Source organism: bacterium (genome assembly GCA_024228115.1).
GTDB lineage: Bacteria > Myxococcota_A > UBA9160 > UBA9160 > UBA6930.
The window spans coordinates 14,944-30,642 of the sequence record JAAETT010000700.1; the positions used below are offsets into that span (position 1 = coordinate 14,944).

Sequence of the window (15,699 nt, forward strand, 5' to 3'; positions counted from 1 at the left end):
AGGCCCCTCAGTAGGTGCCGCCGAGCTTGCGGTGATCCCAGTTGACGACGCGGTCGGGCCGAATGCGGATGCCGGTACGCTTTGGAGCGGTGGCACGAAGCGAAGCTCGAAGTGCGTCGGCATCGACACTCTCGGGAAGGCTCTTCGAATTGATCCGCATGAGAATCTCGACGACTTCGTCGTCATCCCGCACCAGTTCCGCGGTTCCGTAGATGACGACACCGCGCAGCTCGTTGTACGCCTCGCCATCCTCCACGAGCAAGCTCACCCGGGGATCTCGTTCGAGGTTCTTGATCTTCTGGCTCTTCGTAAAGGTGCTCATCACGATCGCGCCGTCATCTTCGACACCGAACCACATCGGCATCGGGTGAGGCACCCCATCCTTGCCGATCGAGCTGATGATGATCGTGTGACCTTTGGCGAGGAATTCGCGTTGTTCTTCCTCGGTCATGCGGATCTGTTCTCGTCGGGACATGGGCCCTCCTCGTCGCGCTACGGGCTGAGATGGATCAGGACGTGCCGCTCGGATCGTCCTCGGCGGTGCTCCCACAAGAAGACGCCTTGCCAGGTGCCGAGGCCGAGCCGACCGCCGAGGACCGGAATGGCCAGGGAAGTCGCCGTCAGCGCCGCCTTGATATGGGCCGGCATATCGTCCGGCCCTTCGAGGGTATGTGTGTAGAGCGGATCGGCCTCGGGCACCAGCCGGTCGAGCCAGGCTTCGAGATCCCGCCGGGCGGAGGGGTCCACATTCTCCTGGATCAAGAGGCTCGCCGACGTGTGCTGGACGAAGAGCGTGCACAGGCCCTCCTGGACAGCGGAGCCTGAAACGACGCTCTCCACCTGCTCCGTGAACTCATGCAGTCCGGCCCCGGAGACGGTGAGAACCAGACGCTCGATCACTCCTCCGACCTCGGGGCATCCAACGCCCCTTCGAAATCCGCATTGGCCTCGCGCAGCGCTTGCTCCGGATCCAGCCCCGCCAAGCGGGCCTCCGAGACCATTGCAAAGAGTCGATCTCCGAAGGTCGCAGCTCCGCGAGAGGTCAATAGTTCGGGACGACCCATATTCAACGCGCGTCGTTGAAGCTTTGCTGCTCGGGTCAATGCCGGAAGAGCGAGCGGAACCCCCGGATCGCCTTTCTGGCGGCGCTCCTCCGCCTTGATCTCTTCCCACCGCCGGGTTTGGTGGGTCGCATCTCCGGCCGGAGCCGCGCCGAATACGTGGGGATGTCGTCGCTCCATCTTCTCACAAACCGCATCGACGACATCCGAGAACGCGAAGTCCCCCGCCTCTTCCGCCATGCGTGCGTGGAAGACGACCTGAAACAACAAGTCGCCGAGCTCATCGCGAAGCTCCGATCGGTCGCCGCGACGGATCGCATCATCGACCTCATAGGCTTCTTCGATCGTGTAGGGCGCAATCGTTTCGAAGCGCTGCTCCAGATCCCAGGGGCAACCGTTCTCCGGATCCCGCAGCCTCGCCATCAGCGCGAGAAGCCGATCCATGGGCGCCACCTTCGAGTCCACGATGGTTACAACACCCGCCGAAGGTACTTCCCGGTGTAGCTCTCCTTGCATTTGGAGACCTCTTCCGGCGTACCGGCCGCCACCACTTCGCCGCCCGCGTCGCCACCTTCCGGCCCGAGATCGATGACCCAATCGGCGCATCGGATCACGTCGAGGTTGTGCTCGATCACGAGCACGGTATTGCCGGCCTCGACCAACCGATCGAGAACCTGGAGCAACTTCTTCAGGTCGTCGAAGTGCAGGCCCGTCGTGGGCTCGTCGAGAACGTAGAGCGTCCTCCCGGTCGCCTTCTTCGAAAGCTCCCGCGCCAACTTGATGCGCTGAGCCTCTCCACCGGAGAGGGTCGGCGACGGCTGTCCGAGCTTCACATAGCCAAGACCCACTTCAGCGAGTGTACGAATACCGCTCAGCACCCTCGGCTGGTTGGCAAAGACGTCGAGGGCCTCCTCGATCGAAAGATCGAGCACCTCGGCGATGTTGAGCCCCTTGAAACGCACCCGCAGCGTGGCCTCGTTGAACCGCTTCCCCCGGCATATCTCACAAGGCACGAATACATCGGCCAGGAAGTGCATTTCGATGCGGCGGACACCATCACCCTCGCAGGCCTCGCAGCGACCACCCTTTACGTTGAACGAGAAGCGGCCCGGCTTGTAGCCATAGGTTCGCGCCTCCTGGGTCTGGGCGAAGACCTTTCGGATTTCGTCGAAGACCTTGGTGTAGGTCGCCGGATTCGATCGGGGCGTACGCCCGATGGGGCGCTGGTCGATCTCGATCACCTTGTCTACGTAATCCACACCCTCCAGCTTCTTGTGCGCGCCCACCGCATCGTTGCTGTCGAAGAAATGTCGTTTCAGTGCTGGGTAGAGAACGGCGTTCACGAGAGTGCTCTTGCCGGCACCGGAAACCCCCGTAACGGCGGTCATCGTCTCCAGGGGAAACTCGACGCTCACCTTCTTGAGGTTGTTCGCCTCGGCACCTACCACGCGGATCTTCTTACCGGAGCCCTTGCGCCGGCCGGTCGGCGTGGAAATCGATTCCTTCCCGGAGAGGTAGCGGCCGGTCACCGATTTCGAGGAGCGCTGCAACTGTGCGGGTGTGCCGGAAAACACCACCTCGCCACCATGCACGCCGGCTCCGGGCCCGAAATCGAGCACATGATCCGCCTTTTGGATCGTCTCCTGATCGTGCTCGACCACGATCACCGTGTTGCCCAGATCCCGCAGCTTCGCCAACGTCGTGAGGAGCCGCCCGTTGTCCCTCTGATGCAATCCGATGGACGGCTCGTCCAGGATGTAGAGCACGCCGGTCAACTCGCTCCCGATCTGGCTGGCGAGCCGGATGCGTTGGCTCTCACCACCGGAAAGGGAAGGCCCGGGTCGATCGAGGGTCAAGTAGTTCAGCCCGACATCCATCAGGAATCCGAGCCGACCGTTGATCTCCTTCAAGACCTCTTCCGCGATCTGTTTCTCGTTGCGCGAGAGCTTCAGGGCGTCGATGAACTCGTGCGTTTCACGAATCGTGCGGGACGCGAGTTCCGGGAGCGTGGAGCCGCCGAGAAATACGGCCCGCGTCTCTGGGCGCAGACGCTGCCCATCGCAGGTGGAGCATTCCGCTTCGGAGAGGTAACGCATGTAGTACTTGCGCATCCCCTCGCTCTTCGTTTGCCGAAACCGCCTGTAGAGTTCGTTCAGGGCACCCTCGAAGCGGCGCTGGAACTCGATCTTGCCCGTCGCGAATTTCATCGACATGGCGACGCGTTTTTCGCCGGTTCCATACAGGAGGATTTGTCGATGTCTTTTCGAGAGCTTCTGCCACGGACGATCGAAATCGATCTTGTAGGTCTTGGCCAGGTTCGCCAGGATCGATCCGGTCCAGCTATCCGAACCGCGCTCGACCACCTTTGCCCAGGGCTCGATGGCGCCCTCGCGCACCGTCTTCGTCGGATCCGGAACGACGAGGCTCGGGTCCATCTCGGGCTTCGTTCCGAGCCCATTGCAATCCGGGCACATCCCGAGCGGAGAGTTGAAGGAGAAACTCTGGGGTGAAAGTTCGGGGAAGCCCATCTCGCATTGGTGACAGAAGAGTTGCTCCGAGTAGAGTCGCTCCTCACCGCCAACGATGCTGCAGAGCAAGGCCCCATTGCCTTTTTGCAGAGCCGTCTCCACCGAATCCGTCACCCGCGAAGAAAAGCTCCGCGTCTTCTCGGTCGGTACGGAGAGCCGATCGACTACGACGTCGATCGTATGCTTGCGTTTCTTGTCGAGGGTCGGCAGTTCATCGTCCCGCACGACCTTCCCGTCGATGCGGAAGCGCCCATAGCCTTCCTTCACCGCCTCCTGGAGTAGCTCGCGGTATTCACCCTTGCGGTTGTCGACCAACCTCGCCATCAACAAGAAGCGCGTGCCTTTGGGAAGCGAGCGCAATCGGGCGGAGATTTCCGCGGCAGAGAGCTGCTCGACCGCCTCGCCGCATTGATGACAATGCTGGCGGCCGATCCGCGCAAACAGCACCCGCAGATAGTCGTAGATCTCGGTGATCGTTCCGACGGTCGAGCGCGGGTTGTTGCTGGCGGCCTTCTGTTCGATCGAAATGGTGGGTGAGAGGCCGCGGATGTGGTCGTAGCGGGGCTTTTCCATCTGGCCGAGGAATTGCCGGGCGTAGGAAGAGAGCGATTCGACGTAGCGGCGCTGCCCCTCCGCATAGATCGTATCGAAGGCCAGACTCGATTTGCCCGACCCGGAGGGCCCCGTAAACACGACGAACCTGTGCTTCGGGATCTTCGCGTCGACCCGTTTCAGGTTGTGCTCAGCGGCACCGCGAACGTCGATGAACTCTAGGGACTTGGGCATGGTGGGGGGGGCGGGCCGGCCGGTGAGCCACGGGCTGGATCCCCGAGTCTCGGAGCTTTGAGCCTCCCCTGCCAGTGCTCTGCTACTAACTGCTGCCATGCCTGATCTGGCCGTACTGGCGATTCTCACCCTGGCAGCCGCCCTCCAGGGCTTCCTGGGCTTCGGCTTCGGGATCGTGGCGATGTCAGGCCTCACCCTCTCCCACGATCTGCTCCATGCAGCGGGCGTCGTGAACCTCTGCGGGCTCGTCACGACGAGCGGACAGCTCTTCAGCTTGCGGAAGCACGTTCTCTGGCGGCCAGCGCTGCGAATCGCTCCTGCCCTTCTCCTTGGCGTGGTTCTCGGCGTGCTCGCCCTCGGGACCCTCGACCGCACGCTGATGGTGCAGGTCCTCGGCGCCACGACGGTCGTCATCGCCCTGTGGAGCCTGTGGCGCCCGCGGCTGCAGACGCGGGAGACGCCGATCCTTGATTCCGGAATCGGCCTGGTGAGCGGATTCCTCGGGGGCGCCTTCAACACCGGAGGGCCTCCCTTGATCGCCCACCTCTACCGCCGATCCGAGTCTCCGGACGCGATTCGCGCGACCATCCAGTTGCTCTTCCTCACGATCGGAACCAGCCGTGCCCTGACCGCCGCAAGCCAGGGGATGTTCGATCGCAGCATCCTGATCGATGCGGCCGTTGCCATCCCGGTGGTCATGCTGGGCCTGGTCGGGGGCTTCGCCATCGCCCGCCGAGTGGGCACGGCCCGCTTCAGGACCGCCTCCTGGGTGGCGCTCGGCCTGCTGGGGATCGTCCTGATCCTGCGGGCCTGAATGGCTTCGCTACGTTCCGGTCGATTTTCCGGGGAGGAGAGATCGATGGGGAACCGTACGCTTCGAGGCCTTTCGCTGGCCATCGCCATTCTTTTCGTTGCGGCCGCGCCGGGCTGGGCCGACACGAAGGTGGCCGCCAAGATCAAGTATCACCCGCAATCCGGATCTTCGCCGAAGGTGAAGAAGGAGTGTGCCCTCGACACGAAGATCCCGGAGATCTTCGCTGAATCGATCGAGGGCCTCTCGGTCGGCGGGGGCGGTAGCACGCGCCTCGAACTGCTGATTCGCGACATCCACGCGCCGCCTGGCGGAGTCTTCTCCGGCCCGAAGTGGGTCACCGTCTACGGAACCCTGAAGAAGGGCGGGCGCGAGATCGGCACCTTCCGTGCCAAGCGCAACACCTTCACTGGCAAAGGCACTTGCGGAATGCTCAACCGATGCGTCGCTGCAATCGCCAACGACGTCGGCGAGTGGCTCAAGAGCCCCACCAAAGACGCCCGCCTCGGCGATGCCAAGTAGCCCAACAAGTCAACCAGCGGGGACGAGCAGGCGCATGGGTGGGCCCCAGAAGCCGGTGCCGCGGCTCACATAGAGGTGGGATTCGCCCTCCTGGTAGCAGCCGGCGACCCAACGGACGGAGAGGCGCACCAGCCAGCGGAAAGGCCAGATCTGGCCGCCATGGGTATGGCCAGAGAGCTGTAGATCGACGCCCTCCCGGCTCGCCTTGCGAAAGGTCGCCGGATCGTGGGCAAGGAGGACCAGCGGCTCTTCGCGCTCCCAGCCGTCGAGTGCTCGTGCAAGATCCTCTGAGCTGCCCCTGGCCCAATCGCCCCGATGGTCGTCGACACCGGCGCACTCGAAGCCCGATCCGTTGGCCTCGACGCGCACGCGCTGGTTGCGGAGGACTCGGATTCCGAGTTCTCGGATGCGGGCGACCCAGGCTTCATCTCCCGAATAGATGTCGTGATTTCCGGTGACGAAGAAGACACCGTGGCGGGCCCGCAGCTTTCGGAACGCTTCGACATCGTTGCGGAGCTTCTCGACGTGTCCATCAACGAGATCGCCGGTAATCACGATCAAGTCCGCATCCAACGCGTTCACTCTTGCGACCAGCGCCTGCGCGAAGGACTCGCCCAGCACGGGCCCGATGTGGACATCGCTGATCTGGGCGATACGAAAACCATCGAGCGGCTCGGGCCAACGCTGGAGCCGGTGTGTAACGCGGCGAAGCGGCGGCGGACGCAAACCATTCCACAGGCCGACCGCGCCGAACCCGGCCATCGCCAGCGCAAGAACGATCGCCTTTGCCCCGGCGGCCGGCGCAGGCCACCCGAACCGGGCGCCGAACCACCCGAACAAATCGAGGGCAAGCGCCGCATTGAGTCCGATCCAGAAGAGCCCCATCCACACCAGGAACGGGAACGAAAGCCGACGCGTCCACAACGCCGGAAGCACGCGCTCGAGTGCGGGTTGGAGAACGGCACCGACGCCCAGCAACGCGATCACCGTGAGGCCAAACCAACGCAACGGGCCCTGGAACCCGGGATCCACGACGAGGCGTCGAGCCAGGAGCCAATGGGCGCCGGCAAGGAGCGTCAAGACAATCCCTACGATCAAAATCACGATGAACAGCCGGCGGCGCCCCATGCCGGGGCAGTCTCGCAGATTCGTTGCAATTCCGGGAGGTTGGAACACCGGCTGCGGCATACGGAGTGGGAGTTGCGGATGAGTGCGCTCTTCAGTTCCTACGAGGGCTGCTCGATACCCCTCCATGAACAGCAACGGCATGGGGGGATCCACATGCGCCATCTCGTCCGAAAGTTTCTCGTAACGGCGGCCATCCTGGCCACCTTGTCCGCACCGGCAGCGACCTTCGCGTTGGAGCGGATGGAAACCGTTGACGCCGGGAAGACGAGTCCGATGTGGGATTTGGCATTCTTGCGGCCCGTTGGATTCGCAGGGCTCGTCGCCAGCACAGTTGTATGGGTCCCCATGCAAGCCGTCGTGATGGTCACCCGGCCCACGGAATGGAAGATGCCGATCGATATGATGTTGAAGGACCCGTTCGAATTCGTGTTCGTGGATCCGCTCGGATCCCACTGACGCCGGGACGGAAATCACCCGGATGGGGGCTCCCGGAAGGGTCGATTCCAGCGGCCGTTCGCTTCGCGCGAACGGCCGCTTTTTTTTGGCCTACCAGCCGCGCAGGTCGATCGGCCAGCTCTCCAACACCTGCTCGTCGTCCACCACGTGCAGCGTTTCATGATAGGCGGCCGTCGGGTCGACGTGGGCCGGCAAGAGGCGGATGCGGTCGCCCACCTTCGCCGATGCCAGGGGCGCGAACGTGATGTGCTCGTCGGAGCAGAACCAGACGTTCCCGCCGCCGACGATCTCCGGGTTTCCATGATCCATGCCGAGGGCCTTGAGGCCGCAATCCGCTACGGCGTACGTCTCGCTCACGGAGATGATGGTGGCTTCCAGCTGAAGGGCGCAGCGGAAGGGTAGACCGAGTGCTCCGTACGCAGTGTCCATCAGGGCGTAGGAGCCGGCCTGGATCTCGGTCGCGACCTCGTTCAGATCGTAGCTCCCGGTCCCACCGGCCGAGATCACTTCTCCCCCGACATCGGCGTGGGCAGCCGAGAGAAGCGCCATCGCATCCTGCACTCCCTCCGCCTGTTTCTCGCGATCGGAGACGATCATCAGGTGGCCCTCGTAGCCCATCACACCGCGGACCTCGAGCCCTGCCTCGCGAGCCATCGCAGCCAGGTCCCCGGCATGCTCGGGGGCACAGCCGCAACGCGGGAGGCCCACGTTGACATCGATCAAGACGTCGCGCACGCCCCCACGAGCTGCGGCGGAGATCGTTTCGGGCGAATCGACGGCAACCGTCACACGGGCATCCAGCTCGCCCAACCTGCGGGCATCGAGCACTTCGTTGGCGAGCAGCAGATCGTCCCCCAGACCGGCGGCCGCCATCCCTTCCATCTCGCGAATCGTCGCACACGTAAAGCTGCGATGACCTTGGGCGACTTGCCGCTGCGCCAGCGCCGTGCACTTATGCGCCTTCACATGCGGACGCAGGCGCGGGCCCGGTAGCGCCTTGGCCATGCTGCTGAGGTTGTGCTCGAGGTCGACACCATCGACGAGCAGTGCAGGTGTCGGAAGATCCTGAATCCGCATCACGAGGAGTGTGACACGGGTACCTCCTTCACGTACACGTTGCTGAACCCGGCGCCACCGATGCCCATGTAGGCGTCCTGGCCGGCCTGGATCGTCTCACCGCTGGCGGCGCAGGTCTGCGCCGTGTTCAAGACGACGGGCTGCCACGCAACGATGTCGTCGAAGCCGCCCGCGGCCGGCTCCTGAGGAGACGAGCCTTCGCTCTCCCCTTGCGACGGCCGAGCCGTGCCCGAAGCGGTGTCTTCCCGGGCTGCGGATCGTTCCCGCGCTCTCTGGGCAAGCCGGTCCACGGTATCGGCGAATCGTTCGGCCGCGCGGCCCACCTGATCACCAGCGCGTTCCATGGTCTCGCGAAGGCGTTCCTCCCGAGGTGCCTGCTTTTCCCGGAAACGCTGTACACGCTCGCTGGCACGTTCGGCTTCGCCCAGCACCTCGTCGAGCAGGTCCCCGACGTCGTCCGTCACCCTCTCCGCGGCGCTGAACGCCTCCTCGAGGACGTTCCGCACCAGGTTGGAGACCGGCACCCGCAGATCATCCGCGATGGCGCGGATGTCCTCGGAAAGCTGCTCCGAGATCCGGGTGTGGAGGATTCGCTCCTTGCGGCCACCCGAGCGAGCTTTGCGAGCACGTTCCCACTTCTCGGAATCCTGTTGAGAATCGCGGGTTTGGCCCCTTTCGGGACCGGCCTTGCCAGCAGGATCATCCACCATGAAGAGAACGTATTACGTTGTCACACAATGTCAACGCAGAAGAATCACTGCGCTGCTCGATCGCCGGCCACCGGCCCGCTGACGATCGCTGGCAACAGCAGGAGATCGGCCGTGAGCGCGCCCATGATGGCGATGGCCGAAAGAAAACCGAAGCTGGCAATGCTCTGCCAGGAAGAGAACGTCATCGAGAAGAACCCGAGCGCGAGTGCCAGCGAGGTCGTGATCACCGCGCGGCCGACGAATCGAACCGACCGATTCATGGCGTCAGCGGCGGAAAGCCCCTGGTCGAGCCCCCGGCGATGCTGATTCAGCAGGTGGAGGGAATCGTCGATCGCAATTCCAATGATCACGGTCGCCACCATCGCCGTACCCATATCCAGCGGGACGCCCCAGAGTCCCATGGCGCCCAGGGTGAGAACCACGGGAGCCACGGTAGGCAGCATGGCGATGACGCCGAGCCGAATGGAACGCAGAAACAGCATCGAGAGGAGCGACACGATTCCAGCCGCGATCGCGAAGCTTCGAAGCTGGGTCCCGTGAATCTCCTCGACCATCTGGTAGTAGACGGCCAGCGGTCCGGTGAGCGTGTAAGCCCAGCTCTCCGGAAGGATTTCGCGCAAGATCCCATTCAGCGCGCCAAGCACCTCGTCCCTCTCCCGTTGGGACATCTTCCTCGCCTCCGTCGAGATTCGCGCGCGCCGTCGGTCGAGGCTCAACCATGGATCGATGCTGTCACCGCCCGAAACCGAGAGCAGAAACAAGGCCTCGCGGCCAGGCAGGTCCTCGGCCTCGGAACCCAGGCGGCTTCGAAGGGCCTCGATCGGGCCTAATATGCTGCGAGGGTTCGTCAGCCCCGAAATGCTATCGATACGCTGGCTGATTCCATCCAGGACCTCGAGGTTTCCGGCCGTTTCGAAGCTGGAGCCGACCGGGGGGCGTACCTCGAGTTCTACCGAATCGGGGCTACGCAATCGTGTTTCGACGAAACGGGCCCACTGGACCACCTGGCTTCCCGGCCCGTACAGCTCGTAGGGATCCACGTCGACGCGGAGCTGGTGCACTCCGACTGCACCAAACGCCATGAGAACAGAGGAGAAGGTGAGCACGAGCACCCTCCTACGCTGCGCAAGGTCGACGACCGATGCGAGAACGTCATCCCACGAGGTCCCGACCTGCTCTCTCTTCTGCTCGCCCGGCAGGAGCAGAAGTAGTGCTGGAAGAAGGGAGAAGCTCAACACGAGGGCAATCAACACTCCCGAGGCAGCGACGATTCCGAACCTTGCGAGGCTTTCCACGCCACTCACGCCGAACGAAGCGAGGGCTGCTGCGGTCGTGACACTCGTCATCAGGCAGGGAGACGCCACACTTCGCACAGCCTCCCCGATTCCTCTGGATGTCCATGCCGATTTCGCGACGACAGCCGTGATGAGATGCACCGCATCTGCGACCCCGATGACCATGATCAACGGGGCCAGGGTTTGTGTGATGGCGTTCTGCGCCCAACCCAGCCAGCCCATCAGTCCCATCGTCCACAGGAGCGTCACGCCGAGCGTGAGAAGGGTCGCGACCACGGGCAGCCACGATCGGTAGAGAGCGAAGATGACCAGGGCGATCAGGGCGACCGTCGCCGGAACGAGCCGCGCCGAGTCCGCTGCGAGATCTTCGTCCGTGACCAGCAGCTCGACCGCCTGACCTACCAGATGGAACTCGAAGCCCCGCTCTTCGAAGGGAGCGAGCTCCCTTTGGAGCGCCCGGACGACCGCGATGGTCGAAGCGCTCTCCGACGACGCGAGTTCGATGACGATCGCCCCCGTGTTGCCGTCTTCGGAGACCAGGGCTCGCAACCACATCGGATCCGAGAGGACGGCGTTCCGGAGCAGATCGCGCTCGCCCGGCGATGCAGCGGCGTGAAGCAGGTGAGATTCCAGCCCAGCGGGTGATTCCAGAAGAACGCTGGTCGTAGCTGGGCTATCGACCCGGCGTACCTCGGACTGTCGCCGCATGGCAGAAGCAACCGCATTGTCCATTTCGATGGAGCGCGGATCGAAGACATCGTCGCAGACGCTCTTGTCCTCACAGCTCCAGACCGCTGCGATCGGCAGGCCGCCTCCGAATCCGTCTATGAATTGGTCGAACTCACGAACAGCGGCGTGGGAAGATCCGATGTAGGACCGGAAGCCTGTATCACTACTGAGTCGTAGGACCCCCGCAATCGCCACCCCACTCACGATCCCGACCAACACCAACGCCAGAATGGGATGCGCGAGCGCGGGCCTCGAGAAGAAGCTCATCGCCACTCGCTAGATCCTGGTTGGGACGACATGCGCAGACAGGCCCGGGCGCAGACCGATGATTGCGGCCGGGTCGAGTCTCGCGATCATGAGGCGCTTCAGCACGAATACCATGCTGGCGCTGATCGTATTTCCCGTATCTCGCAGTACCGACCTGGCGCACTCCGTTGAAGCGGAATCGGCTTCCAGCATCCGGCTCAGCAGGGAAATCGTGCGCTCATCCGATGCCTGCAGTGCGAAGCTGCGGCCTGCCCCCTTCTGAATCCCAAGGTCCAACGCCAGCCGTGCATCCGATGCCAACGTGCAGTCTGGGCTTCCACGTGAGATGCCGAACTCGATACCGTACGTGCCGATTTCCCATTGCGATTCAGGCGCCGTCCATTCGTGCCGAGCCCACATCTCGCCCACCCCGATGCCTTCGCATCGGTCGTCGGATGAAAGAACGAGGGCACCGGCACCATCTCCAAAGATGGCATTGGCGACTCGCGTACCAGGAGTGTCATCGAGTCTGAACTGGAGCGAAGGAAGCTCCACGCAGACGATGAGAACGTTTCGGAGCGAACCTCCCAGCATTCGACTTGCCATTCCGAGGGCGGAGAAAAAGCCCTCACAGCCCATGAAGCCGACCATTCCTCTACCAACGTCCGCGCGCAGGTTGCTGGCCTCGATGATCGCGCGATCGATCCCAGGAGAGAACAAACAGGTCGAGGACACAGCCAGGACGTGGTCGATATCCGTCGCAGCAAGGCCTGCTGAACGAATGGCCTCGAGCGCTGCAGCGGATGCGAGACCTGGCGAAAGTTCACTCGTCAGGCGAAAGCGCTCTGTTGCCGTCGTGCCCTTGGCGCCGAAGGGGACGCCTACGAAACCCGACCCGAAATCCGGGATGCAGCTATACCGCGTCTCGACACCGGCACGTCGCATGACAGCTCGTGCGCTCCTGGCTTCGTGCGTGCCCGGCCCGTGTAGCCGAGCGATGCGCTCTGCGAACTCATGTTGTGTGATTCGATACGCGGGGAGTGCAGTACCCACCCCGACAATCTTCGAAACCGTCCGGTGATTCGTCATTCCTTCTACTCCTTGTTCGAAATGGGGATGGATCTCCCTGATTCCAGCGCTGCGCTGGAGAAAAGCCCTTCCGCCAGCGACGGATTCAAGGTCAGCCTCTCGATTCGGACGGCCGTTCGGGTTCCCCGTGCCGGCCTGTAGACGGTCATGAGCGTGGGCACGCGAAACACGCCGTCCACGTGGAGACCTCCACGTGGAATTTCGATGATCTTGAAGGGCTCTCGGCTGCTCTTGAAATCTTCGATGCGAAGAATCGCGAGGTCGCTCCGAGCGACATGGAATTCCACCCGGGTCCGTGGTGACGGGAGCAGCGGCGTCGCCTCGATCACGTACACGTCTTCGCCTGCGGTCGACGAGAGTCTCGTGGGCGCGAGTGCGTAGTCCTCCACCCGATGCCGTTCGAAATCTTCGTAAGTCAGATCCGTCCCAAGAAACGCATCCCCCCGTTGGGCTCCCGAAATCCGGCGGACCCGTCGGAGCGACGGAAGGAAGATGAACTGCTCGTCCGCACTCCAGAGGTCTGCTCGCTCGATGATCAAGAGGCCCGTGCCTCGGAGATATTGCGGTTCGGAGAACTGCGCCCGGCTGTGGAGTCGTCCATCGATGTACTTGCTGGCCAGATCGAGCCTTCGCTCCATTCGCTCACCGGCGACATTGGTGACGAGAAGTTCGACGTGAGCGCTGAGATCACAGCCGTATCTGTGCTCGAAGGCCTCGCGAAGAATGCGCTCCGACGAGAGTGAACCGACATCCTCACGGGTGGCATCGCCTGCGTTCGCGAACAAGAGCGACGCAAGGAGAGTCAGGGCTCGCAACCACCGGCCACTGGAGCGGGTCACGGGCTCGTCTCGTTTCTTCGTTTCAAGGGCGTTGCCCTCCGGATCCCGCATGAGCGAACGAGTTCGGCTCTGGGAATCGACACGCGCGACATCGTTCCTCTTCCCTCTCCCGACTCGAGCAGGATCCGCCCGCCGAGCCCCTCCACGATCTCCTGGGAGATGGCGAGACCGAGCCCTGTGCCTCCGGGCCGAAAGGACTCGAACGGCCTCATCGCCATGCGGAGCTGGTCGCAAGTCATGCCGCATCCGGAGTCTTCGATCTCCAGGACGAGGTCGGAATTCGTCGCAAACGCTCGGAGTTCGACCGGGTCACCTTCCTTGCTGGCCTCGATCGCGTTGTGCAGGAGGTTGACCAGGACGCGAACGAGTCGGTGTGACCCGATCGGAAGCCCATGAAGAGCCGGGAATGGATGCACCACGACACGCCCTTCCCCCATCACCTCGGAGATCTCACGAAGCGCCCGCTCCACGATGTCGCCGAGTTGAACCGGGGCGGCCTCGGATGCAACGGCCGCACCGCCGAGCACGCTGCGGACGATCCCGCGAATTTGCGCTGCCAACCTCTCGATGGACCGTGCGCTGGCATGGCCTTCCTTCGTCAGGCGGGTCTCCCGGAGCTTCCGCGCCGTGACTTCGAGTGCCCCGAGCGGCTTCCCGATTTCGTGGGCCAGTTCTGCGTGAATTCGGCCCGAGGCAGCGAGCTGCTCCGCCACGATCAGGGCCTCTGTCAGACGAGACGCCTCGAATGCAGATGCCGCCTGTGCAGCGATCGAAGCGAGGAAACCGAGATGGCCCGAAGGAACGAACATTCCCCGCTTCGCGGGCGAAATCAGGATCCAGCCTACGACGTCATCTCGAATGACGATTGGACAACTCACCTCGACGCCGGACTGAAAGAGAAGTTCTCCGGCATCGCCCAGCTCGACGCGATTCAGGTCGGTTGGCCCCCCTGCGAAGAGCGTTGATGCGACGACCGCCAGATCGGAATCAGTGCAGGCAGCGGGCCCCGTCGCGGACGCCAGCGAAAACCCTTCACGCTGTTTCCAGAAGACCGCATTCTCTGCTTCCGGGAACCCGATGCCGAGAACCTTGCTGGCGACGGCTGCGATCGATTCGGGATCCCTGAGCTGTGCGATGCAAGCAAACCCCGGATCGCTCGACAGCCGCTCCCATTCGGGTCCGCGTGGCCGAAAAGCGGCTTTGACCGACGAGGAAATGGTCGAGCGAAGTAGATCCAGTGGCAAGACAAAGGCGAACACAAGTGCCAACAGGACTGGAGCGGAGCGTACTTCGGCAGGGAGAACCAGGTTCTCCCGCAGCAATAGCAGTGGAATGAACAGGACCGTGCTGACTGCGAGCAGATAGACGATCTGACCCGCGGCGCGGCGAAGAGCCATGTCCAGGTCGAATAGGTGGTAGCGAGCGATTGCGTAGCCAGGAGGGAGTGGAGAGAGTGCGGCTCCGACGGCTGCGGCCGACCACATTCCACTGGGGCGATCGACCAGCCAGAGAAGGCCAACCACGCCACCGAGTGCCGAGATGCCTTGAAGGAAGACCCTGGCTTGGCTGCGTTCGATCCGCGAAGGCGACTCTCGAATCGCGAGCGTGCACGAGAGGCAGAGAAGTGCCCAGGCGACCACGCTTCCCGCCATCAAGATGTGCTGAACGAGAAGCATCGTCGAATGGGAAGATCGAAAGGTCGCGTCGAGTTCAGCGATCCACAGCAGGCCGAAAAAGCAGTAGGGCACGATCCGGATGCCTGGAACCCTGGCCGCGATTCCTCGTTGACGAGGAAAGACCATCGCCAGGTCTGAGATCGCCGCGGGAAGTACCGCTCGCGCTACGGACTCGACCGGATAGAGGGCCGCTTCCATCCAGCCCGCAACGGCTGAAGCCATCAACGCACCGATACTCCCGTAGACCAGGGCGAAAGGCATGGCGGCCGGCACTCTGGCTCGCACGGCCGTGAGCAACACGATCGAAAGAAGGACTCCACAGAGCACGATCGCCGCAGCGAAGCGAGTCCGAGATTCGAGAGGGTTCACGAGGAAAGATCGGACGGCGCCCTCCGGCTCGGCAGACGGAGGCAGCCCGAGTGAGATCCGGCCTGGTGGCAGCGTGGCAACCAGGGAGTGCACGTCCCGGGCCGATTGGATGACGGTCGCACCATACGGGGTATCGATCCGGTCGATGCGGGTGCCGTACGCCAGGGAACATGCCGGGTAGAGCGGTGCCCCCATTCCAACCACCGCATTCGGATACAGAGGGCAGGGAAAAACCGGGCTCTCGGATCGAAACAAGGAAGGAATCGACAACACGAGAACGAGGACCGGCGGGAGGACCGCGGTCAGACACAACAGGGTCGTGCGAAATCTGGGTGAGAGCGTCACGGTCGCGATCGCCACCTTCCTTCTGCCACCCT

At 63.2% G+C, this 15,699-nt stretch carries 14 protein-coding genes; 3 read left to right on the plus strand and 11 right to left on the minus strand.

Annotated elements, in window-relative coordinates; translation table 11 throughout:
• Positions 1-7: 7 nt before the first annotated feature.
• Genes GY937_29275 through uvrA form a run of 4 tightly spaced genes read right to left on the minus strand, consistent with a single transcriptional unit; the run spans position 8 to position 4,375 of the window.
• Positions 8-475: a PPOX class F420-dependent oxidoreductase gene (locus tag GY937_29275; GenBank protein MCP5060806.1), complete on the minus strand. Its 468-nt coding sequence runs from the start codon at positions 473-475 to the stop codon at positions 8-10.
• Between the two features lie 17 nt (positions 476-492).
• Positions 493-900, minus strand: coding sequence for a YjbQ family protein (locus GY937_29280; GenBank protein ID MCP5060807.1), 408 nt, complete (start codon positions 898-900; stop codon positions 493-495).
• Complete coding sequence (gene mazG, locus GY937_29285; GenBank protein ID MCP5060808.1) at positions 897-1,577, minus strand: nucleoside triphosphate pyrophosphohydrolase; 681 nt, start codon at positions 1,575-1,577, stop codon at positions 897-899. Before mazG ends, GY937_29280 begins: the two co-directional genes overlap by 4 nt.
• A complete protein-coding gene (gene uvrA, locus GY937_29290; GenBank protein MCP5060809.1) occupies positions 1,532-4,375 on the minus strand; it encodes an excinuclease ABC subunit UvrA in 2,844 nt (947 codons plus the stop codon). The genes mazG and uvrA overlap by 46 nt, the downstream gene beginning before the upstream one ends.
• A gap of 97 nt (positions 4,376-4,472) precedes the next feature.
• Here uvrA and GY937_29295 point away from each other — a divergent pair, with 97 nt between their 5' ends.
• Positions 4,473-5,189 (plus strand): sulfite exporter TauE/SafE family protein, encoded by a 717-nt coding sequence (locus tag GY937_29295; protein MCP5060810.1) that lies wholly within the window; start codon positions 4,473-4,475, stop codon positions 5,187-5,189.
• A 45-nt stretch (positions 5,190-5,234) separates the two neighbouring features.
• Positions 5,235-5,708, plus strand: a complete 474-nt coding sequence (locus GY937_29300; protein ID MCP5060811.1) for a hypothetical protein — start codon at positions 5,235-5,237, stop codon at positions 5,706-5,708.
• Positions 5,709-5,717: 9 nt separating this feature from the next.
• On the opposite strand, the gene GY937_29305 is transcribed toward GY937_29300, so the two are convergent.
• Positions 5,718-6,836 carry a metallophosphoesterase gene (locus tag GY937_29305; protein MCP5060812.1) on the minus strand — a complete coding sequence of 373 codons (1,119 nt, stop codon included), beginning with the start codon at positions 6,834-6,836 and terminating at the stop codon, positions 5,718-5,720.
• Positions 6,837-6,914: 78 nt separating this feature from the next.
• Here GY937_29305 and GY937_29310 point away from each other — a divergent pair, with 78 nt between their 5' ends.
• Complete coding sequence (locus GY937_29310; protein MCP5060813.1) at positions 6,915-7,292, plus strand: hypothetical protein; 378 nt, start codon at positions 6,915-6,917, stop codon at positions 7,290-7,292.
• 90 nt (positions 7,293-7,382) lie between these two features.
• Here GY937_29310 and GY937_29315 read toward each other — a convergent pair whose 3' ends face one another.
• From GY937_29315 to GY937_29340, 6 genes are read right to left on the minus strand one after another with little or no spacing between them, the layout of a single operon-like run.
• Positions 7,383-8,369, minus strand: coding sequence for a metal-activated pyridoxal enzyme (locus GY937_29315; protein ID MCP5060814.1), 987 nt, complete (start codon positions 8,367-8,369; stop codon positions 7,383-7,385).
• Entirely contained in the window at positions 8,369-9,079 is a 711-nt protein-coding gene (locus GY937_29320; GenBank protein ID MCP5060815.1) for a hypothetical protein, read from the minus strand. Before GY937_29320 ends, GY937_29315 begins: the two co-directional genes overlap by 1 nt.
• A gap of 44 nt (positions 9,080-9,123) precedes the next feature.
• A complete protein-coding gene (locus tag GY937_29325) occupies positions 9,124-11,370 on the minus strand; it encodes an MMPL family transporter (GenBank protein MCP5060816.1) in 2,247 nt (748 codons plus the stop codon).
• Positions 11,371-11,379: 9 nt separating this feature from the next.
• Positions 11,380-12,438: a hypothetical protein gene (locus tag GY937_29330; protein MCP5060817.1), complete on the minus strand. Its 1,059-nt coding sequence runs from the start codon at positions 12,436-12,438 to the stop codon at positions 11,380-11,382.
• A gap of 5 nt (positions 12,439-12,443) precedes the next feature.
• Positions 12,444-13,277: an outer membrane lipoprotein-sorting protein gene (locus GY937_29335; GenBank protein ID MCP5060818.1), complete on the minus strand. Its 834-nt coding sequence runs from the start codon at positions 13,275-13,277 to the stop codon at positions 12,444-12,446.
• A complete protein-coding gene (locus tag GY937_29340) occupies positions 13,274-15,682 on the minus strand; it encodes a HAMP domain-containing histidine kinase (GenBank protein ID MCP5060819.1) in 2,409 nt (802 codons plus the stop codon). Before GY937_29340 ends, GY937_29335 begins: the two co-directional genes overlap by 4 nt.
• Between the last annotated feature and the right edge of the window lie 17 nt (positions 15,683-15,699).